Source organism: Streptococcus parasanguinis, from assembly GCF_001073155.1.
Taxonomy (GTDB): Bacteria; Bacillota; Bacilli; order Lactobacillales; family Streptococcaceae; genus Streptococcus; species Streptococcus parasanguinis_D.
Genome location: NZ_JVEE01000030.1, coordinates 52,553 through 73,276, shown reverse-complemented (window position 1 = coordinate 73,276; position 20,724 = coordinate 52,553). Strand labels below are relative to the sequence as shown.

Annotated in this window: 17 protein-coding genes; 4 read left to right on the top strand and 13 right to left on the bottom strand. The window is 41.7% G+C overall.

What is annotated here, in order from left to right; all coding sequences use genetic code 11:
* Positions 1 to 7 precede the first annotated feature (7 nt).
* The 7 genes from ezrA to ADH92_RS04610 all read right to left on the bottom strand — a co-directional run bounded on the left by ezrA (position 8) and on the right by ADH92_RS04610 (position 9,782).
* Positions 8 to 1,732: a septation ring formation regulator EzrA gene (gene ezrA / locus ADH92_RS04640; RefSeq protein WP_021153558.1), complete on the bottom strand. Its 1,725-nt coding sequence runs from the start codon at positions 1,730 to 1,732 to the stop codon at positions 8 to 10.
* 86 nt (positions 1,733 to 1,818) lie between these two features.
* Positions 1,819 to 3,768: a DNA topoisomerase (ATP-hydrolyzing) subunit B gene (gyrB, locus tag ADH92_RS04635; protein WP_049483373.1), complete on the bottom strand. Its 1,950-nt coding sequence runs from the start codon at positions 3,766 to 3,768 to the stop codon at positions 1,819 to 1,821.
* Positions 3,769 to 3,780: 12 nt separating this feature from the next.
* The gene (locus ADH92_RS04630; RefSeq protein WP_049497447.1) at positions 3,781 to 4,344 is read right to left on the bottom strand and encodes an HAD-IA family hydrolase; all 564 of its coding nucleotides are present in this window, start codon (positions 4,342 to 4,344) and stop codon (positions 3,781 to 3,783) included.
* Between the two features lie 165 nt (positions 4,345 to 4,509).
* Positions 4,510 to 5,061: a DJ-1 family glyoxalase III gene (locus tag ADH92_RS04625; protein WP_045759665.1), complete on the bottom strand. Its 552-nt coding sequence runs from the start codon at positions 5,059 to 5,061 to the stop codon at positions 4,510 to 4,512.
* Between the two features lie 19 nt (positions 5,062 to 5,080).
* A complete protein-coding gene (locus tag ADH92_RS04620) occupies positions 5,081 to 6,310 on the bottom strand; it encodes an FtsW/RodA/SpoVE family cell cycle protein (protein WP_049491092.1) in 1,230 nt (409 codons plus the stop codon).
* Positions 6,311 to 6,343: 33 nt separating this feature from the next.
* Positions 6,344 to 7,324: a YeiH family protein gene (locus tag ADH92_RS04615; RefSeq protein ID WP_049497444.1), complete on the bottom strand. Its 981-nt coding sequence runs from the start codon at positions 7,322 to 7,324 to the stop codon at positions 6,344 to 6,346.
* A gap of 4 nt (positions 7,325 to 7,328) precedes the next feature.
* Entirely contained in the window at positions 7,329 to 9,782 is a 2,454-nt protein-coding gene (locus ADH92_RS04610) for a bifunctional DnaQ family exonuclease/ATP-dependent helicase (RefSeq protein WP_049497487.1), read from the bottom strand.
* A gap of 118 nt (positions 9,783 to 9,900) precedes the next feature.
* On the opposite strand from ADH92_RS04610, the gene ADH92_RS04605 reads away from it, so the two are divergent.
* Positions 9,901 to 10,542 carry an MBL fold metallo-hydrolase gene (locus ADH92_RS04605; RefSeq protein WP_049497442.1) on the top strand — a complete coding sequence of 214 codons (642 nt, stop codon included), beginning with the start codon at positions 9,901 to 9,903 and terminating at the stop codon, positions 10,540 to 10,542.
* A gap of 70 nt (positions 10,543 to 10,612) precedes the next feature.
* On the opposite strand, the gene ftsX is transcribed toward ADH92_RS04605, so the two are convergent.
* The 3 genes from ftsX to prfB all read right to left on the bottom strand — a co-directional run bounded on the left by ftsX (position 10,613) and on the right by prfB (position 13,364).
* Positions 10,613 to 11,539 carry a permease-like cell division protein FtsX gene (ftsX, locus tag ADH92_RS04600; RefSeq protein WP_049497441.1) on the bottom strand — a complete coding sequence of 309 codons (927 nt, stop codon included), beginning with the start codon at positions 11,537 to 11,539 and terminating at the stop codon, positions 10,613 to 10,615.
* Entirely contained in the window at positions 11,532 to 12,224 is a 693-nt protein-coding gene (gene ftsE / locus ADH92_RS04595; protein WP_049497439.1) for a cell division ATP-binding protein FtsE, read from the bottom strand. Before ftsE ends, ftsX begins: the two co-directional genes overlap by 8 nt.
* A 44-nt stretch (positions 12,225 to 12,268) precedes the next feature.
* Positions 12,269 to 13,364 (bottom strand): peptide chain release factor 2 gene (gene prfB, locus ADH92_RS04590; protein WP_152904303.1). Its coding sequence is split into 2 segments (ribosomal slippage): positions 12,269 to 13,291 and positions 13,293 to 13,364, totalling 1,095 coding nucleotides; the frame shifts between segments, so codons are not numbered across the junction.
* Between the two features lie 175 nt (positions 13,365 to 13,539).
* Between prfB and ADH92_RS04585 the strand changes: the two genes are divergently transcribed.
* The gene (locus ADH92_RS04585; protein ID WP_049497437.1) at positions 13,540 to 14,397 is read left to right on the top strand and encodes a metallophosphoesterase; all 858 of its coding nucleotides are present in this window, start codon (positions 13,540 to 13,542) and stop codon (positions 14,395 to 14,397) included.
* A 31-nt stretch (positions 14,398 to 14,428) separates the two neighbouring features.
* On the opposite strand, the gene ADH92_RS04580 is transcribed toward ADH92_RS04585, so the two are convergent.
* The 3 genes from ADH92_RS04580 to ADH92_RS04570 all read right to left on the bottom strand — a co-directional run bounded on the left by ADH92_RS04580 (position 14,429) and on the right by ADH92_RS04570 (position 18,499).
* Positions 14,429 to 15,097 carry an MIP/aquaporin family protein gene (locus ADH92_RS04580; RefSeq protein ID WP_049497435.1) on the bottom strand — a complete coding sequence of 223 codons (669 nt, stop codon included), beginning with the start codon at positions 15,095 to 15,097 and terminating at the stop codon, positions 14,429 to 14,431.
* 121 nt (positions 15,098 to 15,218) lie between these two features.
* On the bottom strand, positions 15,219 to 17,903 hold the full coding sequence (locus ADH92_RS04575; protein WP_049497434.1) for a cation-translocating P-type ATPase: 2,685 nt from the start codon (positions 17,901 to 17,903) through the stop codon (positions 15,219 to 15,221).
* A 212-nt stretch (positions 17,904 to 18,115) separates the two neighbouring features.
* Positions 18,116 to 18,499 carry a YwiB family protein gene (locus tag ADH92_RS04570; RefSeq protein WP_049497432.1) on the bottom strand — a complete coding sequence of 128 codons (384 nt, stop codon included), beginning with the start codon at positions 18,497 to 18,499 and terminating at the stop codon, positions 18,116 to 18,118.
* A 115-nt stretch (positions 18,500 to 18,614) separates the two neighbouring features.
* On the opposite strand from ADH92_RS04570, the gene ADH92_RS04565 reads away from it, so the two are divergent.
* Together ADH92_RS04565 and yidA are read left to right on the top strand one after the other, a co-directional pair.
* Entirely contained in the window at positions 18,615 to 19,925 is a 1,311-nt protein-coding gene (locus ADH92_RS04565; protein ID WP_049497430.1) for an HD domain-containing protein, read from the top strand.
* Complete coding sequence (yidA, locus tag ADH92_RS04560) at positions 19,915 to 20,721, top strand: sugar-phosphatase (RefSeq protein ID WP_049497428.1); 807 nt, start codon at positions 19,915 to 19,917, stop codon at positions 20,719 to 20,721. Before ADH92_RS04565 ends, yidA begins: the two co-directional genes overlap by 11 nt.
* Positions 20,722 to 20,724 lie beyond the last annotated feature (3 nt).

Genomic DNA, 20,724 nt, shown 5'->3' with positions numbered 1-20,724 from the left:
TTTGTTATTAGAAGCGAATTTGCTCCCGCGTTTTTTCATAGGAAGTAACAAAGCGATCGGTTACACCAGCTTCTACCATTTCCAAAGCATCTGAGATGACTTTGAAGGAAGCTGCATAGTCGTATTCTCTTTCAAAAATATAGAGTGACTCGTCAAAGGCTGCCTGCACATGATCATCAAAGGAACGATAGCGATTTGAGTATTGCAACAACTGCTCTGTTAAAGTAGCATTTTGTACAATTCGATAAGTCGCTTCTTCCAATTCATTCATATCATTGGTCAAAATATCTAACAAACGATTGGTTGATTCGATGTTGATTTTATCCCCTTCCAACTCATCCATCAAAGCCTCTGTATTGTTGCTTGCTGTGAAGAATAATTCCAAGAATTCTTGAGGGATTCCTGGCAAGTTTCGCTTGTCCATATAGCGTTTAATGGCATGCAAACGGTTGGCATAGATATTGACTTTTTGGCGAGCATTGGCATCGTCTTTTTCAATTTTTGAAAGGGAATCACTTAAGCTGATTTGCTCATCTTCGATTTCTTTCAAGCGAGCCTCAATAGCTTCTAACTCTTCTTCTACGATAGAATAAGCTTTTTGTGTTTCAGATGAATCTTTCAAAGCATCTTCTACCACATTTTCTTGTGAAGATAGCTCAGCTTCTAACTCTTTTAATTGTTGACTGAAAGCTTCATTCAAGACGAATGTTTTACCAAGGCGTTCCACTTCTGCTGCAAGGTTGCTATTGTTATCTTTTGCGTGTTTCAAATAGCCAGGCAGTTGTTTCACTAACTTCTTCACGACTTTTTGTGATTCGATTTCACGAGTAAAGATGTGATACAATGCATCGATTTCCTCTTGAATTTGCTCATTTTCGTAAATAGCATTGTCCAATTCAAGCGCGGATACATTTGCCATATTGTTCTTCAAGGAAGCATGCAACTGTTGGAAACGAGATTCAATATCTGTTTCAGTGAAGTGGTAGCCAGATTCCAAAAGCTTGCGGTAGCCACTTTCCAAATCCTCTAATTGGTCTGGAAGTTTTGACTGAAGAGCAGTGACAATTTCTGGCACTCGCTCAACAATTTGTTTTAAGGCCACAATATGATTCTCAGCTGTATCAAGGATTTCAGCCGCTTCAACAGGGTCACCTGAAGAATTCAAGGTGACAAATTGTGAAAACTCAGATTGAATATTCCCAATTTGCTTTTCAATTTCAGGAAGCGCACTGCCATAACGCTCTGGATCTGAAGTGACTTCTTTTTGAAGTTCTTCAAACATATCTAAGGCATGAACCACGCGTCCGCTATTTTTTTGTTCTTGCTCTTCAAGATCTGAAAGGGCTTGGCGAATCGCTTTGATATCTTCGTCGATCAACTGAATCTGACTTTCGATATTGTCAATAGCTTGTTTAGCCTTCATGAAACGGAAAGAATTATTGTAGCCTTCCGCCTCAAACAGATTGTTTTCAATATCAGCAAATGAATTTAAGGATAAATCTACCCATTTTTGATTCCATTCACGAAATGCAACTTGACTTTGACCAATCAAATGCATGTTTTTTACGGCCTCAACTTCATCGTTGACCGGAAGGTTATATAACTTTTCTTTTCGTTCTTCCAGTGCTGCCAGTAAGGCCTCGTTTCGTTTTCTCAAAATGACTGCAACCACATATCCTACAATCAAGATAAGGGCGACAATAAAGATGAGAACAATTAGTCCACTAGACATATAAAAACTCCTTCATCGTATTACTTGAACGTAATCCTTGTAATTATACCATAAAATATCCATTAATGGGAAGCGTTCGTTGAATTTTATACATCGAGTGTACTATATTCAGCGTTTTCTTCGATAAATTCCCGACGTGGTTCCACGCGGTCCCCCATCAACATATCAAATATCTTATCTGCTTCCGCAGCATCGTCTACTGATACCCGTGCCATCAAGCGGTGTTCGGGGTTCATGGTTGTTTCCCATAATTGGTGATCATCCATTTCCCCAAGACCTTTGTAGCGTTGGATGGTTGGTTTTGAGCGACCTTCTGAATAGCGTTCCAAAGCTGCAGCTAATTCTGCTTCTTGGTTCGCACCAGGTTGGATATATTCTTTGATCTCACTACCGACTTTGACCCCATAGATTGGTGGTTGCGCAATATAAACATATCCCGCTTCCAAGACTGGTTTCATATAGCGATAGATCAAGGTTAACAGAAGAGTTCGAATATGTGCGCCATCGACATCGGCATCGGTCATGATGACTAATTTTTGATAACGCGCTTTTGTGACATCAAATTCAGCACCAAATCCAGTTCCCATAGCAGTAAATAAACTACGGATCTCTTCATTGGCAAGAATCTTGTCCATACTTGCTTTTTCAACGTTCAAAATTTTACCACGGATTGGAAGAATTGCCTGAAATTCACGATTCCGACCTGATTTAGCAGATCCTCCAGCCGAATCCCCTTCGACGATGAAGAGTTCTGTTTCTTGTGGGTTATTTGAAGAACAGTCTGCCAATTTACCAGGCAGGTTAGAGATCTCAAGTCCCGATTTCTTACGGGTCACTTCCCGTGCCCGCTTAGCTGCTACCCGAGCTTTAGCTGCTAAAATCCCTTTTTCAACGATTTTCTTAGCGATTTGTGGATTTTCCAAAAGGAAATCAGAAAAGGCATCACTAAAGAGTCGATTGGTAATTTTTACAACTTCTGAATTTCCAAGCTTTGTCTTGGTTTGTCCTTCAAACTGTGGGTTTGGATGTTTAACTGAGATAACTGCTGTTAAACCTTCCCGAACATCCTCACCTGTTAAATTATCTTCATTTTCTTTTAAGAGTTTATTTTTCTTAGCGTAATCATTGATGACACGAGTGAGGGCTGTACGGAAACCTTGCTCGTGGGTACCACCTTCATGGGTATGGATGTTATTAGCAAAACTCATGACCGTTTCATGGTAGCCCGTAGTATATTGCATCGCCACTTCAACGGTAATATCATCCATTTCGCCATCTGTATAGATGGGTGTTTCAAAGATGACATCTTTATTTTCATTGATGTATTCAACGTAACTAGAGATCCCACCTTCGTAGTGGTAATGCTTTTCCTGCTCTAAGCCTTCGCGCTTATCCGTCAAGGAAATACGCAAACCACGATTCAAAAAGGCTAATTCTTGAATCCGTTTGTTTAATTTTTCAAAATCATACTCAGTCGTTTCCGTAAAGATTTCTGGATCTGGAATAAAGTGAACAGTTGTCCCTGTCCGATCTGTCTCACCGATGACTTTCAAATCATCCACAACTTGTCCACGACGATACTCTTGGTAATGGATACTGCCGTTTTTATAGACGCGAACATCAAGGGATGTGGAAAGGGCATTGACAACAGATGACCCTACCCCGTGAAGACCACCAGAAACCTTGTAGCCACCTCCGCCGAATTTTCCTCCCGCGTGGAGCACGGTAAAGACAGTTTCTACGGCAGGTCGACCCGTCTTTTCTTGGATATCCACTGGAATTCCCCGACCATCATCGACAACCGTGATAGAATTGTCTTTTTCAATGAAAACTTCAATATGGCTAGCAAAACCGGCTAAGGCTTCGTCAATCGAGTTATCTACAATTTCCCAGACCAGATGATGGAGACCTTCTTTTGAGGTAGATCCAATATACATCCCCGGACGCATGCGAACGGCTTCTAGTCCTTCCAAGACCTGAATCTGACTGGCATCATATTCTTGCGCTTGAATTTCTTGCTGTTTATCCTCTGTCATAATTTCCCTTTTCTATTCAAATATAAACTGGTGTAAGTGGGGCATGGTATCAAATAAATATGTTGTCAGCCCTGCCGTCTTCCCAGCTTCTATATCGATCGGACGATCTCCAATGACCAGACCATCTTGAATGCTATATTTTTCTTTCAAATAGAGCATCGAGGTTGGATCTGGCTTGCGAGGAAAGCCCTCGTCTGCTGTTACAATCTCAGTAAAGAAGGGAGCAATGCCCGTCTGATCAATAAGGGTCAAAACTTGGCGATCTCGATGAGATACCAAAAAATGACGTCCTCCATGTGCTTGAATCTCTTCTAGTAACTCTTTTGCTCCATCAAATAAAACCGGATCTTGCAAACCTAAGGCTTCTTTTTTCTTGTATTCCGTACGAAAATTATGAATATGAGGCGCAAAGGTATGGATTGCATCCTGTGTTGAGATTTTTAACGCTGCATAAACAGAATCATGATCGGCTTGGATATGAAAGTCCTTCAATGTCGCTACAAAGGCATTTGTGGACGTTTCGTAATTATCCAATAGCGTCCCACCAAGATCCCATATAAAATCATGATAATTCATAGTCAATATTATACCACAAATGGACAAAAAAAATAAGCTAAAACCCTCATTTAGGGGGGATTTTAGCCATTTTTTACGGTCATTTCATCTTAAATCAAATAAAACTCATTTCACACTATAAAAAGTGATCTATCACCAGAAACCGTTGTGTCCAAAAGAGCCCTTTTATGCACCTCCAAAGACATCCTGATAGAGCATTCCTTGCCGAAGGCTTTGGGCATCTCCTCCAAAATGATCCACCAAGGCATAAGCTAAGGCTAGGGCTGTTGAAGGACCACGACTGGTGAGAAGATTACCGTCTTTCACCACTGTTTCTTTCTGATAATGGCCATCTTGAATCTCTTCTTCAAAGCCATCGTAACACGTATAGTGTTTATCTTTTAAGAGACCTGCACGCGCCAAAACAATGGGAGCGGCACAAATTGCAGAGATGGTTTTTCCTTTGCCACTTTCTTCCTGAAGAGCTGTGATCAATTCTGCATTATCCCTCAAATTCGCTGCTCCTGGCATCCCACCTGGTAAGAAGATTCCATCATAATCTGAAAGATCTCCATTCCAAAGGCGATCTACTTCCACTGTAATTTGGTGAGAACCTGTGACTGTTTCTTCCATGCCAATGAGGTCGCAGTCAATCCCAGCACGTCTCAAAACATCGACAATGGTCAAGGCTTCAATTTCTTCAAAACCGTTTGCTAAAATCGTTGCTACTTTTTTCATTTTCATTCCTTCTTTCTAACTATTGCGCCTTTTTAAGGACTACTTTTTTACGGATTGGAACCTCTTCTTCTGGTCCTTTCTTTTTACTACTATGATTATATATTGAGAGTACTAGACCAATACCAATCAGATTACTAATAATAGAGGAACCTCCTTGTGAGATAAAGGGGAGAGGAATCCCCGTCAAGGGGAGAAGGCCCGTTACCGCTCCGACATTTTCAAAAATATGAAAGACCAGCATCATAATAAATCCAATAGAAATATAGGTATAAAATTGGTTGTTGGACTGGAGGGTGATTTTTAAAATACGGTAAATCAGGGACACATATAAAATCAACAGCACAAGAGCTCCAACAAAGCCAAAGTCTTCTGCTACTACTGTAAAAATCATATCACTTTCCCTTACGGGAACCAATAAATTAGATACATTAAATCCTTGACCAAAGAGGCCACCACTGGCAATGGCTAGCTGTCCTTGCGCCTGCTGGTAGGTGGTTGTTTGTGCATAGTCAAAAGGATTTAACCAAGCTAAAATACGGTTCATTTGGTAGGTTGGCATCCCTACTTGCTGGTGCAGAAAAGCCCGACCCCCTTCTGATAGAAAGAGAAAGAGAAAGCCTGCTAACCCACCTGCTAGAAGCAAGATGACCGGCAAGATTATTTTCCAAGAAACTCCTGAAACGAGCACTAAGCCCGCAAAGATGGCCAAGAATACTAAGGCCGTTCCCAAGTCCTGCTGGAGGGCCAATAAGGCAAAGACCGGAATTGTATAGATGGTCAACTCTAGAATTAAAAACCAATCTTGTCGTAACAATCGCTCACGCCCCTTATTTCTTTGTAAAAATCGAACAATAGAACGTGACAGCATCAGGATGAAGGGAATCTTCATAAATTCTGAAGGCTGAAATAAGGTGATGTTTCCATAAGCTACCCAGTTTTTTGCTCCTGTTGAAGCCACCAAGTTTGGATTATAAAAAACAAGAGGAAGAACCATCAAGACCAATCCTAGTAGGTAAAGAAAGGGAGTGATTTTCCAAAGAAATTTCGTACTAAAAATCGTCACAATCAGGCAAATGATACATCCCACACCAATCCAGGCCAATTGCTGCCCCAAAAAAGGCCACACCATTTGGGGATAATCATGAGAAACTGCCACATAAACGGATAAGATCCCTATCATAAGTAGGGTGAAGACAATTCCAATGATCGAATAATCCAGGTGGATCGTCCAAAAATGATTTTTCTTCATTCACGTTCCTTTCTTTGAGAATCATCAAATTAATTAATAGAACAACATCTGTAGAATCAAGCTAGATCCTGCCACACAGAACCAAGCAATCAAACCTACCAGAAGGGGGGCTGCTCCAGCCGCACGGAACTGTTTCCAAGAAACCTTGCTTCCGATTCCAACCAAAGCCATGGCCATAAAGAGGTGAGAAAGGTCATTTAGGTAAGGTAGGACCACTTTAGGTACCAGGCCAATAGAAGAAAGAATGGAAGCCACAATAAACCAGATAATAAACCAAGGAATAATTTTCTTTAACATTCCTTTGTTTCTTCCTTGTTGTTTACTCCGATACCATTTTAAACCGATCAAGCCCAAACAAACTGGTACAATCATCAGGGCGCGTGTTAACTTAACAATTGTAGCCATTTGCCCCGCTGCTTTACTGTAAGAAAATGCTGCTGCTACAACAGATGACGTATCGTTAATGGCTGTTCCTGACCAGAGGCCAAATTGGAAATTAGACATATGCCATAAATGCCCTAATACTGGAAAGATAAAGACAGCCAAAATGTTGAAGAAGAAGATAGTTGACATAGATAGGGCAATTTCCTCTTCGTCTGCTTCAACGATCGGAGCTGCTGCTGCAATAGCAGATCCACCACAAATAGCTGTACCAAACCCAATTAAGATCCGTAGATGAGATTTCAGGTGGAAGACTCTCCCAAAAATAATAGCTGCAAGAAAGGCAACGGTTATCGTTGGCAGACTAATCTTTAAAGAAGACAAACCTGTAGAGGCAACTGTCGCAATGGGCAAGCTAAATCCCATGAAGATAATCGAATACTGCAACAATTTCTTACCGGACCAGTTCAAGCCTGGTCGTGAATTCTCCGGCAAATCCACAAATTCATTAAGGACAATTCCTAAAATTAAGGCAAAAACACTGGAGCCAATAATGGGAAAGAAAGTTCCCAACAACATAGCACAAAGTGCCAGTACAAATGCAATTGCAAGTCCAAATCCTTTATTTTTCATTTTCTCAATTCCTTTCAAAAAAGTCAGCTGCTTGCTCAACAAGCCGCTCTCTCAATGTCGTGTGAAGGGGCAACACTTGTTGCAACCCGTCCAAAATTTGTTTTCCATATCGCTTGGTTACCACCCGCTGATCTAATAAAAGCACCAAAGATTCCTGATCTTGAAAACGGCTGGTTCTCCCAATAGCCTGTTTAAGTCTTAAAATCGCGACTGGAAGACTATAGTCATAAAAGGGATTTTTCCCCTGTTCTCTGAGTTTTGTATTCAGCTTTTGAACCATATAATCTTTAGGATTGTCAAAAGGAAGGCGCGTGATGATTTGAATCACTTCTTTTTGTTGGGAGAAATCGACTCCCTCCCAGAAGCTTCCCGTCCCCAATAAAATAGAGCTTTCTCCTCTGTCAAATCGTCGCTTAATATTAGCTGCATCACCATTTCGATACTGGGCCAAGTGGGGAAACTTCAATGCGTTTGACGTCTCCAGTAACAATTCTTTTGAAGTAAACAAAAGAAAAATTGGCTTTCGTAAAGGAAGGAGTTCACCGACGAGCTGACAAATCTCCCCTGCGTACTCCACTGAAGATAAAGAAACAACATCTGGGAAATCTATCGGCACCAACAATTCCTGGTGTTGTTTGACTGTTATTGGCACCCAGTAGATTTGCTGCTTTTGGTATCCTAAAAGAGCAGGTAAATGCACCTTTTTACTGATCGCGATCGTCGCTGATACAAAGAGTACGAGCACCTCTTCAGGCACAAACTCCTTAAAGGATAGTAAGTCCTCCACTCCTCCATGAAGACGAAGAATCTGGTGGCTTTCAACTACTTCTTTGTCTATCCAAAAGGTTTGGTAGCGCTCATCAAACAATTCCTTTAGATTCTCTAGAGATTCGGTTTTTAATTCCGATACATCCTGCCGAATTTTTGCCACCGTTTGATCGGATAAGACTGCCGTTTTTCCTTGCACAACTTCTTTGGAGCAGGCATTTAACTCAAATTGAATACTCTCCAGCAAACGTCGTTGTAGAAGATCTTTTTCCTCTTCAATAGCGTGTTGCAAGTTTAAAAGAAGAGATTGCAAGGTTTCTTCTCTCTGTGAAAATTGCTCTAAAGCAAAGAAGAGTTTTTGCGCTTCATCCACGACCAGAACAGACTCTTGAAGTAGACTCTTATCATCTTCTAGACGGGTTAGCAGATAAGCATGATTGGTCAGAATCACCCGGCTGGTTTTCACTTTTTCCTGACCAAGACGCCAAAAATCTTCCTGATAAAATAGTGAACGTTTCGACAACTGACCATCGTGGCAAATGTCAGCTACAAAATGGACATGACGATAGAGTTGGCCAATTTCACTGAACTCTCCTGTTTCAGTCATGGTCAGCCAAACCAACAGTTGCATTTTAAAGCGTCGAATCATCCCATTATCTGACTCACTCTGTAAGGTCTCATAAAATTTATCGAGTTGGATGTAATCCTTGGGACTTTTAAGGCTATGAAAGGGAATTTGGAAAAGATCCTGGATGGTCTTTCCTTCTTTCTTCATAATTTGATCCTGAAGAATTTTAGTTGGAACACTCACAAGAATGCGCTTGGAGGTTTTAGCCAAAAGCGTTAACAGATAAGCGTAGGTCTTCCCAATTCCCGTTGGCGCCTCGATAAAACTTGGAAGCGGCTGGTGCAAACTGTCCTCGATATAGGCAACAAATTCTCTCTGCTCCGGATAAGCCTCCATTCCCAACAACTGCATATTGAGTTCAAACTGTTCAGACAAATAGTGACTTTCTAAGAACTGCTGTGGCTTTCGCAGGTAGAGTCCATGAACTTCTACTAAATGAGCTGGTAAAAAAAGACTACTGTCTTCAAGCGCATCTTCTATTAAGAGTCGCGATTCATAAATCAAACAATCTGCCATCGAAAGAAGTTTTTCGATCAATCCTCTTGGTAAGCTCGCAATTTTCTCTCTCAATTTCAACAGCAGCTGGGCTGTTGCCATAGCATCCGCTAGAGCGGAGTGAGCATGGTGCAACTCAATTTCCAGTTCAGTCGCAAGCGCTCCTAAATTGTAGCGTTCTAAAGTCGGATAGAAAATTTGAGACAATTCAACCGTATCAATTCGAGGAGTCGTTAGTTCGAATCCTTCCCAAAAGAGAGCTTCTGCCAATAAATTCGCATCAAATTTGACATTATGAGCCACAAAGACGGCATCTTCTATTAATTCAAAAATTTCTTTTGCCACTTGTGCAAACTCTGGTGCTTTCCGTAAGCGAGCATCTGTCAGGCCAGTCAGTTGTTTGATATGTTCATCCAATCTTTCATGGGGATTCACATCCGTCTCATAGGATTGCGTAATCCTCCCATCTTCGATGATGACAATCCCAACCTGAATGATCTTAGCATTGCTTCCAGCACTGGTCGCTTCCAGGTCCACAATGGCATATTTCCGTTTCTGTCTTGTCATAATACTTAAAATTATATCACGTTTGAGCAAGCTCTGCAGATTTTTTTCTCCTTTGAGGCTGACTTCAATCCAGTTATTTTCTTCGCAATTTGATACACTATTCTAGAAAGGAGTCCTTATGAAAATCTATCGTACTGTAAATCCTGTAGCTTATGAAAACACCTACTACCTTGAAAATGAACACTCCCTCATTCTTGTTGATCCAGGTAGCGACTGGGCGACTATTCAAAAACAAATTGATCGCATAGGAAAACCACTCGTAGCGATTCTTTTAACCCATACGCACTACGATCACATTATGAGTCTTGAGAAGGTTCGTCAGCAGTATCACTTCCCACCAGTCTATGTCCATTCGGCAGAAGCCAGCTGGTTGTCTTCTCCTGTTGACAATTTATCTGGTTTGGATCGTCATGCGGATTTAGAAGATGTTGTCTGTCAGGAGGCCGACTTCCTTTATGAAATTCGCTCTGATTATGAAATAGCAAACTTTCACTTTTATGTTCTAGAAACACCGGGCCACTCTGCAGGAGGAGTCTCCATCGTCTTTCCTGAAGATCACCTGGTTCTATCCGGTGATGCCCTTTTTCGCGAAACCATTGGACGGACCGATCTTCCAACAGGGAACGCGGCACAGTTGCTTAGCAGTATCAGGGAAGAGCTCTTTACCCTTCCATCTTCCTACACCGTCTATCCCGGTCATGGCCCTGAAACTTCTATCGGTCACGAGAAGATGTTCAATCCCTTCTTTAAACAATCCTAAAGAGTTCTGTATCCTCCTTTCTGTCCTCATAAAAGGATACAAAAAAAGCAAGCATGAACTTGCTTTTTTATTATATCTTAAGAAAACGTCTCATGGAGATTGAAGAACCGATCGCTCCGATCAAAATTCCTAATCCAAAGAGACCACCCACCATAATTGGTACCAAAAGATGTGGACTATAGAGATACAAGTTTTGGTCTGACAAGTTATTGTTCATTGATGTATAGACAACATTATAAACATAGAAGACCAAAGCTGAAGGAACCAAGGCTCCCAAGAGACCAATCCAAGCCCCTTCTAAAAGGAATGGTGCACGAATATAGCCATTTTTTGCTCCTACCAGTCGCATAATCTTAATCTCACGACTACGTGAAATGATGGTAATCCGGATGGTATTAGAAATCAAGAAGACTGCGATGAAGATCAATAAAGCTACACCGATCAAACCCCAGTTTCGGATGAAGGTTCCAAGTGCAAACAAGCGTTGGGTATCGACCCCACCATCTTTGACTTCAGAGACCCCTTCAATTTTTTTGGCATCTGCTGAGACTTGCTTCACATATTTTGGAGCTGTCGTCTCTACATAATAGGCATCGTAGAGGGGGTTTGCGTCTCCGTCAAAAATCTTCCAGTTGTTTCCAGCCGTTTTGATCAGTTTATCATACTGTTCTTCCTTGCTAGAAAAATCAACCTTGTCAACATGTTTCATGGCTGTCAGAGCATCGTAGACCTTATGGTAGTTTTCATTGGTCACGGTTTGACCGTCTTTTTCAATTTGTTCACTCTGGTCTTGAATATCTTTGCGCATGTATACTACAACCCGCACACTATTTTGAATATCATCTGAAAGCTTGATGGTATTGGCAATCACAGAGGCGAAAATAGCAACCAAGCTAAGGGTAATCATAACCGAGCTGACCGCTGCAATCGTCATCCAACCATTTCGTTTCAAGCTTTTAAGCGATTCGATTAAGTGTCGGAAAAATCTTCTAATCATCGTATCCGTACTCTCCTTCCGCTTCATCACGCACTACACGACCATTTTCAATCGCGATGACACGGTGACGTAAAGTATTTACAATCTGGCTATTGTGGGTCGCCATCAATACTGTTGTCCCTTGCAGATTAATCCGCTCCAAAAGGTTCATGATTTCCCATGAATTATCTGGATCCAAGTTACCAGTTGGCTCATCCGCAATCAAGACTTTCGGATTGTTGACGATCGCGCGAGCAATCGCAATCCGTTGTTGCTCCCCACCGGACAATTCATTTGGGAATGAGCGGACCTTGTGTTTCAACCCAACAAGATCCAAAACTTCCATCACACGCTTTTTAATATTGCGACGGCGCTCACCGATAACTTGCATAGCGTAGGCAATATTTTCATAAACGGTTTTCTTTGGAAGCAATTTATAATCTTGGAAGACCACTCCTACATTGCGTCGCAACATAGGAATATCTCGTTTTTTGATTTTATCCAAATCAAAATCAGCTACTTTCAAACGTCCTTTATCGTGTTTGACTTCACGGTATAAAAGTCGAATAAAGGTCGACTTCCCTGCACCAGAAGGTCCTACAATGTAGGCAAATTCTCCTGGTTCAATTTGGACAGAAACCCCGCGAAGGGCCGTCGTCCCGTTGTCATACTTTTTGACAACATCTTTCATTTCAATCATTGACATGTAATGAAATTCCTTTCATTCTTTTCTGGTTGTTTCCCTCTAGGTTATTGGAGACGCCATTTGAGATAGGCATCAATAAAGCCATCGATATCTCCATCCATCACCTTATCCACCTGTGCTACTTCGTAGTTGGTCCGGTGATCCTTAACCATGGTGTAAGGGGTAAAGACATAAGAGCGGATTTGACTTCCCCAGGTGATTTCTTTTTTATCCCCTTTTAGAGAATCCACTTCTGCTGCTTTTTTCTCTTGCTCTAATTGGTAGAGTTTAGCTTGAAGCATTTTCATAGCACGATCACGGTTCCCGTATTGGGTCCGATCCACGGTGGATGCCACTACAATTCCTGTCGGAATATGGGTCAAACGCACACCTGTAGAAACCTTGTTGACGTTTTGTCCACCAGCTCCACCAGAGCGGAAGGTATCCATCTTAATATCATCATCACGAACTTCAACTTCGATGGTATCATCGAGTTCAGGCATAACCTCAACTGATGTAAAGGACGTATGCCGACGTTTAGCAGAATCAAATGGAGAAATTCGAACCAAACGGTGTACCCCCATTTCAGATTTCAGAAGACCGTATGCATGTGGCCCCTCAAAGGATAGGGTCACAGACTTAATTCCAGCTTCATCACCAGCCTGATAGTCCAAGACTTCAACTTTGAAGCCATGGGCATTTCCAAAACGAGTATACATCCGAAGAAGCATGTCACCCCAGTCCTGAGCTTCTGTCCCTCCTGAACCTGGGTGAATTTCGAGGATGGCATTATTATTGTCATAGGGTTCAGACAATAGCAAGGTCATCTCATAGCTGGTCATGCGTTTAGCCAGCTCCTCTAACTTTTCGATCAATTCTTCCTTGACCGAATCGTCTTCTGCCAAAAAGTCCAGTAAGATTTCTGACTCATCAAAGAGATCCACCATTTGATGGAAATTTTCATAGGTCTGCTTGAGTTCATTTAATTCTTGAGATGTCTTTTGCGCAGCAATGTTATCATCCCAAAAATCAGGTTCTGTCATTTTATTTTCTAAAATGGCAATTTCTTCTTCCAATGTCTCTAAGTCAAAGAGACCCCCTGAAAGAAGCTAATTTTTCACGATTTGCATCAATTTTTTGACGAATTTCTGAAATGTCCATAAGTACCTCTTTCTATGTATCTAGTCTATTATATCATAACCTTCACTATTTGCCCACCTTCCAATATTGGATCTACTGGTTGACCACTGCCAAGCCAGCTGATTTTCAGCATTTTTTCTATTCATTTGTAACCTAATTGTTAGAAAAAAAGATTCTCTTATGCTAGACTGGTAGCATGACAACAGTAGCTTTTATGTCCGATTTACATATTGATTCAAACAACTTCGGCAAAGAAGAATTAGAGACCCTGATCACTCTTTTCAAGGACAAAAAAATTCAACATCTCCATATTGCAGGAGATATTGCCAACGGCTTTGAAAAGACCTCACAGGAATTTTTAGACCAACTTCAATGTCACCTTCCAGTGACCTTTAGCCTAGGAAATCATGATATGCTTGGCCTGTCAGAAGAAGCCATAAGACCTTTTGAATTTCAAAAGATTCCCTTCTCCAATCATACGCTTCTTGCCTTTTCGGGCTGGTATGACTACAGTTTTGTTCCTGCCATCTCTCCCCAAAAACATCTCCAAACCAAAAATCTATTTTGGTTTGACAGACGCCTCCAACGAATAGGATCTGATCCAGCCATTACCAAAAATCTTTTGCAAGAGCTGAAACAAGAGCTCATGCGTGTAAATCAACCTTTGATTATCGCCATGCACTTTGTTCCTCATAGTCAGTTTCTCCTACGCCATCCTTATTTTGAACGCTTTAATGCTTTTCTAGGGAGCCAAGCCTTTCATGAGCTTTTTAGACAATATCCAGTCAGAGAGGTGATTTTTGGTCATAGCCACCACCGAATGCCAGCGACAACGATTGACACCATCACCTATCATGCCAGACCTTTAGGCTATGTCCGAGAATGGGAGCTTTGCAAACAATTTTTCGAAGCTTTTCCTGAATATGATTTTCCAAAACAATACGATCCCTACAAACGCTATCGCAGAATTAAAGACCTCCCCGAATTTAAAGCATACAAGAAAAAACAGCTCGCTCATGAATTTTCTCAAGCCATGACGATTCTTGAACTATAAAAAAAAATTGGTCCCTCTGGGACCAATTTTTTTACTCTTCTGTATCTAAGAGATTTTTTGCAACGATTGCTGCGAGAATTCCTCCGACAATTGGAGCCAAGATAAAGATCCAAATTTGTTTAAGAGCCGCACCACCAACAAAAAGGGCAGGCGCCAAGCTACGAGCTGGGTTAACGGAAAGTCCTGTAATGTTCAAACCAACAAGAATAATCAAAGTCAAGCTCAAACCGATCACAAGACCAGCGATCTTCCCATTACCTTTGGTAGCTGATGTCACAGTCATGATGACCAAAATAAAGATAAAGGAAGCAATTACTTCAAACAAGAATCCGCCAAATGGAGTCACACCCTTCGCTAGGGCATTTTCACCAAGACTAGCTGTTGACATACCTGAATTTGACAAGAGGAAGAGTACTGTTGCAGATGCGAGTACCGCACCCACTACTTGCGCTGCAATATAATTAACCAAGTCCTTTGAAGACAAGCGTTTGTTCACAAACATGGCAATCGAAACAGCCGGGTTCAAGTGGGCACCCGAAACAGTCCCAATTGAGTAAGCTGCTGCAACAATGGATAAACCGAATGCCAAGGCAATTCCTAAATGTCCCAGACCTTCTGTCCCATTTCCAAAAACAACTGCGCCAGTCCCGATAAAGACAAGCATAAATGTGCCAATTACTTCAGCAAAAAACTTTTTCATAACTAAGTTTCCTTTCTTCAAACTGTTGACTAGTTTATCAAAAATCCACACGTACCTCAAGAAATATGCCCAGTCTATTTTGCACGCAAAAAAAGCCATCCGAAGATGACTTTTTTTATGCTTAAATGGCGTTTTTATCTTTTCCAAGTGCACGTTGAACAGCTTTAACAATCTCAACGAGAACAACAATCAAGAGCGAACCAATCATAACAGCTAACCATTGTGTCAAACTCAAATGAGAGACATGGAAGAGTTTGTTAAATCCAGGGACAATGATGGTCGCCATCAAGAGAACAAAGGCAACTGGAATCGACCAGTTAAAGGTCTTGTTCTTGAAGAGTCCCACTTTAAAGATGGATTGGTAAACCGATTTAACGTTAAAGGCATGGAGCAATTGGATCAAACCAAGAGTTGCAAAGGCCATGGTCAAAGCGTCTGCATGGATTTCGGCACGAGTCGCATGTTCTGGAGAGAGTAAGGCCCAGCCATAAACACCAAGAACCAGCATGGTTTGGAAGACACCTTGATAAAGAATAGCTCCGAAGACCCCACCATCAAAGAAGTTCGATTTACGTCCACGAGGTTTGTGGGTCATGACACCTGGCTCAGCTGGTTCCACACCAAGAGCGATAGCTGGAAGAGTATCGGTAACCAGGTTAATCCAGAGAAGATGTACTGGTTGAAGAACATCCCATCCAAAGAGGGTTGCAAAGAAGATGGTGAAGACTTCAGCCATATTGGCAGACAAGAGGTATTGGATAGATTTTTGGATATTTGAGAAGACCTTACGTCCTTCTTCTACCGCTACGATAATGGTTGCAAAGTTATCATCTGCAAGGACCATGTCTGAAGCTCCCTTAGAAACTTCTGTACCTGTAATCCCCATACCGATACCGATGTCAGCTGTCTTAAGTGATGGTGCATCGTTGACCCCATCACCAGTCATGGCAACAACTTTTCCTTCATTTTGCCAAGCTTTCACGATCCGAACCTTGTGTTCAGGTGATACACGCGCATAGACAGAATATTGCTTGAAGACTTTTTGGAATTCTTCGTCAGAGAGTTCGTTCAACTCAGCCCCTGTGAAGACATGGTCTTCTGTATCATTTGGATCGATGATTCCAAGACGTTTAGCAATCGCCTCTGCTGTATCTTGGTGGTCACCCGTGATCATGATCGGACGGATACCTGCTTCCTTAGCGACACGAACAGCTTCTGAAGCTTCTGGACGCTCAGGGTCAATCATTCCGACCAAACCAGAGAAGATCAGGTCAGACTCAACAATTTCAGATTCCAAGGTCGGAATTTCATTGCTTGTCTTATAAGCCATCATCAAGACACGAAGGGCTTGTTTAGCCAAGTCTTTGTTGGTAGCAAGGATAGCTTTCTTATCTTCATCCGTGATAGGACGAACTTCCCCATTGACTTCAATACGCGTCACACGTTTGAGCAATTGGTCAGGAGCCCCCTTGACAGCGATAAAGTATGAACCGTCTACTTCCTTATGGATAGTAGACATAAGCTTACGGTCTGAGTCAAATGGCAATTCTGCCACACGTGGCTCATCCTTCAAGACTTCACGAACATCAAAGTTGTGGTCCAAACCAAACTGTACCAAAGCAGTCTCTGTTGGGTCTCCAATCAACTTGCCAGATGGGTCCACCTTGGTATCATTGGCAAAGTTCATGATGCGAAGCGTATTATTGTTTGATCCAATTTCGGTTGCTGCACTTTGTAATTGACCGTTGGTATAGACTTTTTCAACCGTCATTTGGTTCATGGTCAAAGTACCTGTTTTATCAGATGCAATGATTTCTGTTGAACCAAGTGTTTCAACGGCTGGCAATTTACGAACAATCGAATTGCGTTTGGCAAGGGTTGTTGTTCCCAAAGAGAGAACGATGGTTACAATGGCAGGAAGTCCTTCTGGAATCGCCGCAACCGCAAGAGCAACTGCTACCATCAAGCCTTCCAATGGATGTTCCCCACGAACGAAGACACCAACCAGGAAGGTAACTGCAGCAATGGCTACAATGAGGTAAGTCAAGGCTTTAGAGAGTTGTTCCAAACTTTGCTTCAACGGTGTTTCCGTTTCATCGGCATTGGCCAACATATCTGCAATCTTACCAACTTCTGTATACATACCTGTGTTGGTCACAACCCCAGTACCACGACCATAGGTTACGTTCGAGTTTTGGTAACCCATATTGACACGGTCTCCGATACCAGCATCTGCCTCAACAAGACCAGTTACATCTTTTTCAACTGGAACCGATTCCCCTGTAAGAGCTGCTTCTTCGATCTTAAGAGAAGCTGCTTCCAACAAGCGCATATCAGCAGGAACCACATCTCCAGCTTCCAGAAGAACGATATCCCCTGGGACCAATTCTTTGGAATCAATTTCAATCACGTGACCATCACGTCGGACACGCGCTAATGGACTAGACATGTTTTTCAGTGCTTCGATAGCTGCTTCGGCTTGTCCTTCTTGGTAGACACCAAAGGCTGCATTCAAAACAACAACGGCTAAGATGATCATGGCATCTGTAAGGCCGTCCATTCCTTCTGTGATCACAGAGAGAGCTGCGGCGGTCAACAAGATGATGATCATCAAATCTTTAAACTGATCGATAAACTTAGACAAGAGGCTACGTTTTTCACCTTCGTCCAGTTCATTATGACCATAAGTCGCTAAACGTTCTTGAGCTTGAGCAGCTGACAAGCCTTCAATTGAAGAGTCTAATTCCTTTAGAACTTCTTCTTTACTCTGTGTATAAAACAAAGCTTTATTTTGTTCTTTTGACAAAATAATTTCCTCCTTATATCTTTCTACTAAGTCTCTTTTGCACAAAAAAGAGACCTGTTTGAAAAAACAAGTCTCGCCGTTTAATATAGTGCCGGAAATAATTTCGTAATGACGACACTATCGCGGAAAACCGCCAGCTACTCCCTTGAGTGGTTTTATTATACCATTTTTATAGAATAAAGCAAGCGGGATCTCTAATAATTTAATGAGGTCTACTCTTCCCATTCCACCAGTAATTGATAATTGGCAAATTCCTGTTCTCCATCAAGAGTTAACAAGCGATAAGACACTTGCAAATGCCCTTCCTCTAATTGAAAGAGATCTGTCGTAATCAAAAACTGCTGAATGCCCATCGGAGTTGGGATGATCGCCCCACCATCTTCATTTTTGTAGAAGCGCATGATGGATTTGGGAGTTGAAAATCGTGTCATGACCAATTCATCGTTGGAAAATTTCAAAGCAACCTTTTCATCTTCTTCATTGGTATACAAGAGATATTGAAAACCTGCTTTTTCCTTCCATTCACCTTGATAGTACTGATCAACGATTTCCATTTCTTCTCCAAATCGAATGGTATTTTGAATGCGAACTTGCATCTTTGTCTCCTTCTCTTCTTTTCTTGCCTTACTATTCTATCAAATTTTACGCATTTTGACTGCCCCTATTAGCCTCTAGATCGCAAAATAGGCTTTTTTTTGCTATAATAGACCCATGAATGAAAAAGTCTTTCGCGATCCCGTTCATGATTACGTTCATGTGGATCATCCCATCATTTATCAATTAATTAATAGTAAAGAATTTCAACGACTACGCCGCATCAAACAACTGGGGACATCTGGTTTTACCTTCCACGGTGGGGAGCATAGTCGTTTTTCTCACTGTCTTGGCGCCTATGAAATTTCAAGACGCATTCTGTCCATTTTTGAGGAAAAGTATGCAGAGCAATGGAATTCTGATGAAAACTTACTGACCATGACAGCCGCTCTTCTTCATGACATTGGACATGGTGCCTATTCCCATACCTTTGAAGGACTGTTTGGGACCGATCATGAAAAGATGACCCAGCTGATCATCACCAGTCCAGAGACGGAGGTCAATCAAATCCTCTTGCAAGTGGCTCCTGATTTCCCAAATCGTGTAGCCAGCGTCATTGATCATACCTATCCCAATAAACAAGTGGTGCAATTAATTTCTAGTCAAATTGATGTGGACCGGATGGATTATTTACTGCGGGATGCCTATTTTACAGGGGCTTCCTATGGAAAATTTGACTTGACCCGTATTTTGCGCGTCATTCGACCGATTGAAAATGGCATTGCCTTCCAACAAAATGGCATGCATGCTGTCGAGGATTACGTGGTCAGCCGTTACCAAATGTATATGCAGGTCTACTTCCACCCGGCTACTCGTGCCATGGAAGTCCTCCTTCAAAATCTACTCAAACGCGCTAGAACCATTTATCCAGATCAGAAAGAGTATTTTCAACTGACTTCACCTCGCTTGATTCCATTTTTTGAAGAAGAGGTCACCATTCAAGACTACCTAAACCTAGATGACGGTGTGATGAATACCTATTTCCAAGTCTGGATGGATAGTCCGGATACCATCTTGTCTGATCTTGCTCAGCGCTATATTAATCGGAAAGTCTTTAAATCGATTCTATTTACAGAAGATAAGCGAAATGACTTAGCAATCCTTGAAAAACTGATTAAAGAGATTGGGTTTAATCCAACCTACTACACAGCTATTCATCAAAATTTTGACCTGCCCTACGATATTTATCGACCAGAGCTTGAAAAACCGCGGACCCAAATCGAGATGATCCGAAAAGATGGTAGTCTCGCTGAATTGTCTCAGTTGTCTCCACTCGTCGCTGCTTTAGCAGGAACTCGCTATGGGGACAACCGTTTCTATTTCCCAAAAGAAATGCTGGAGGTTAATGGACTTTTCAGTAAGCAAGTAGAGGAATTCACTTCCTATATCACCAATGATTATTTTACAGGAGAGACAGATGTCCATTAAATTAGTTGCGATCGATATCGATGGTACACTCCTCAATTCAAAAAAAGAGATCACACCAGATGTTTTTCAAGCTATTCAAGATGCAAAGACTGCGGGAGTCAAAATTGTCATTACAACTGGACGTCCCATTGCAGGCGTTTCAAAACTCTTAAACGAACTCCATCTGATGGATCCTGGAGACTATGTCATTACCTTTAATGGCGGTCTGGTTCAAGAAACCGCTACGGGAAAAGAACTCATCAAAGACCTTTTACATTATGAGGACTATCTCGATATCGAGGCTCTTGCTAACAAACTCCAAATCCACTCTCATGCCATTACAAAAGACGGCATCTATACCAGCAATCGCGATATCGGACGCTACACCATTCATGAATCTCAACTGGTCAATATGCCCGTTTATTACCAGACGCCTGAAGAAGTTCGTGAGAAAGAATTTGTCAAGGCCATGTATATCGATGAACCAGATATTCTAGATGCTGCGATTGCAAAAATCCCTAAAGAATTCAAGGATCGCTTCACTATGGTCAAATCAGCCCCTTTTTATTTAGAAATTCTAGGGAAAACAACCAATAAGGGATCAGCTGTTCTTCATCTAGCTGAACGACTTGGAATTCAGCAAGAAGAAACCATGGCCATCGGAGATGAGGAAAATGACCGTTCCATGCTAGAAGTCGTGGGACATGCCGTCGTTATGGAGAATGGCAATCCAGCTCTTAAAAAAATTGCTACAACTATTACCAAATCAAATGATGAATCTGGCGTTGCATACGCCATTAGAAAGTGGGTATTATAAGAA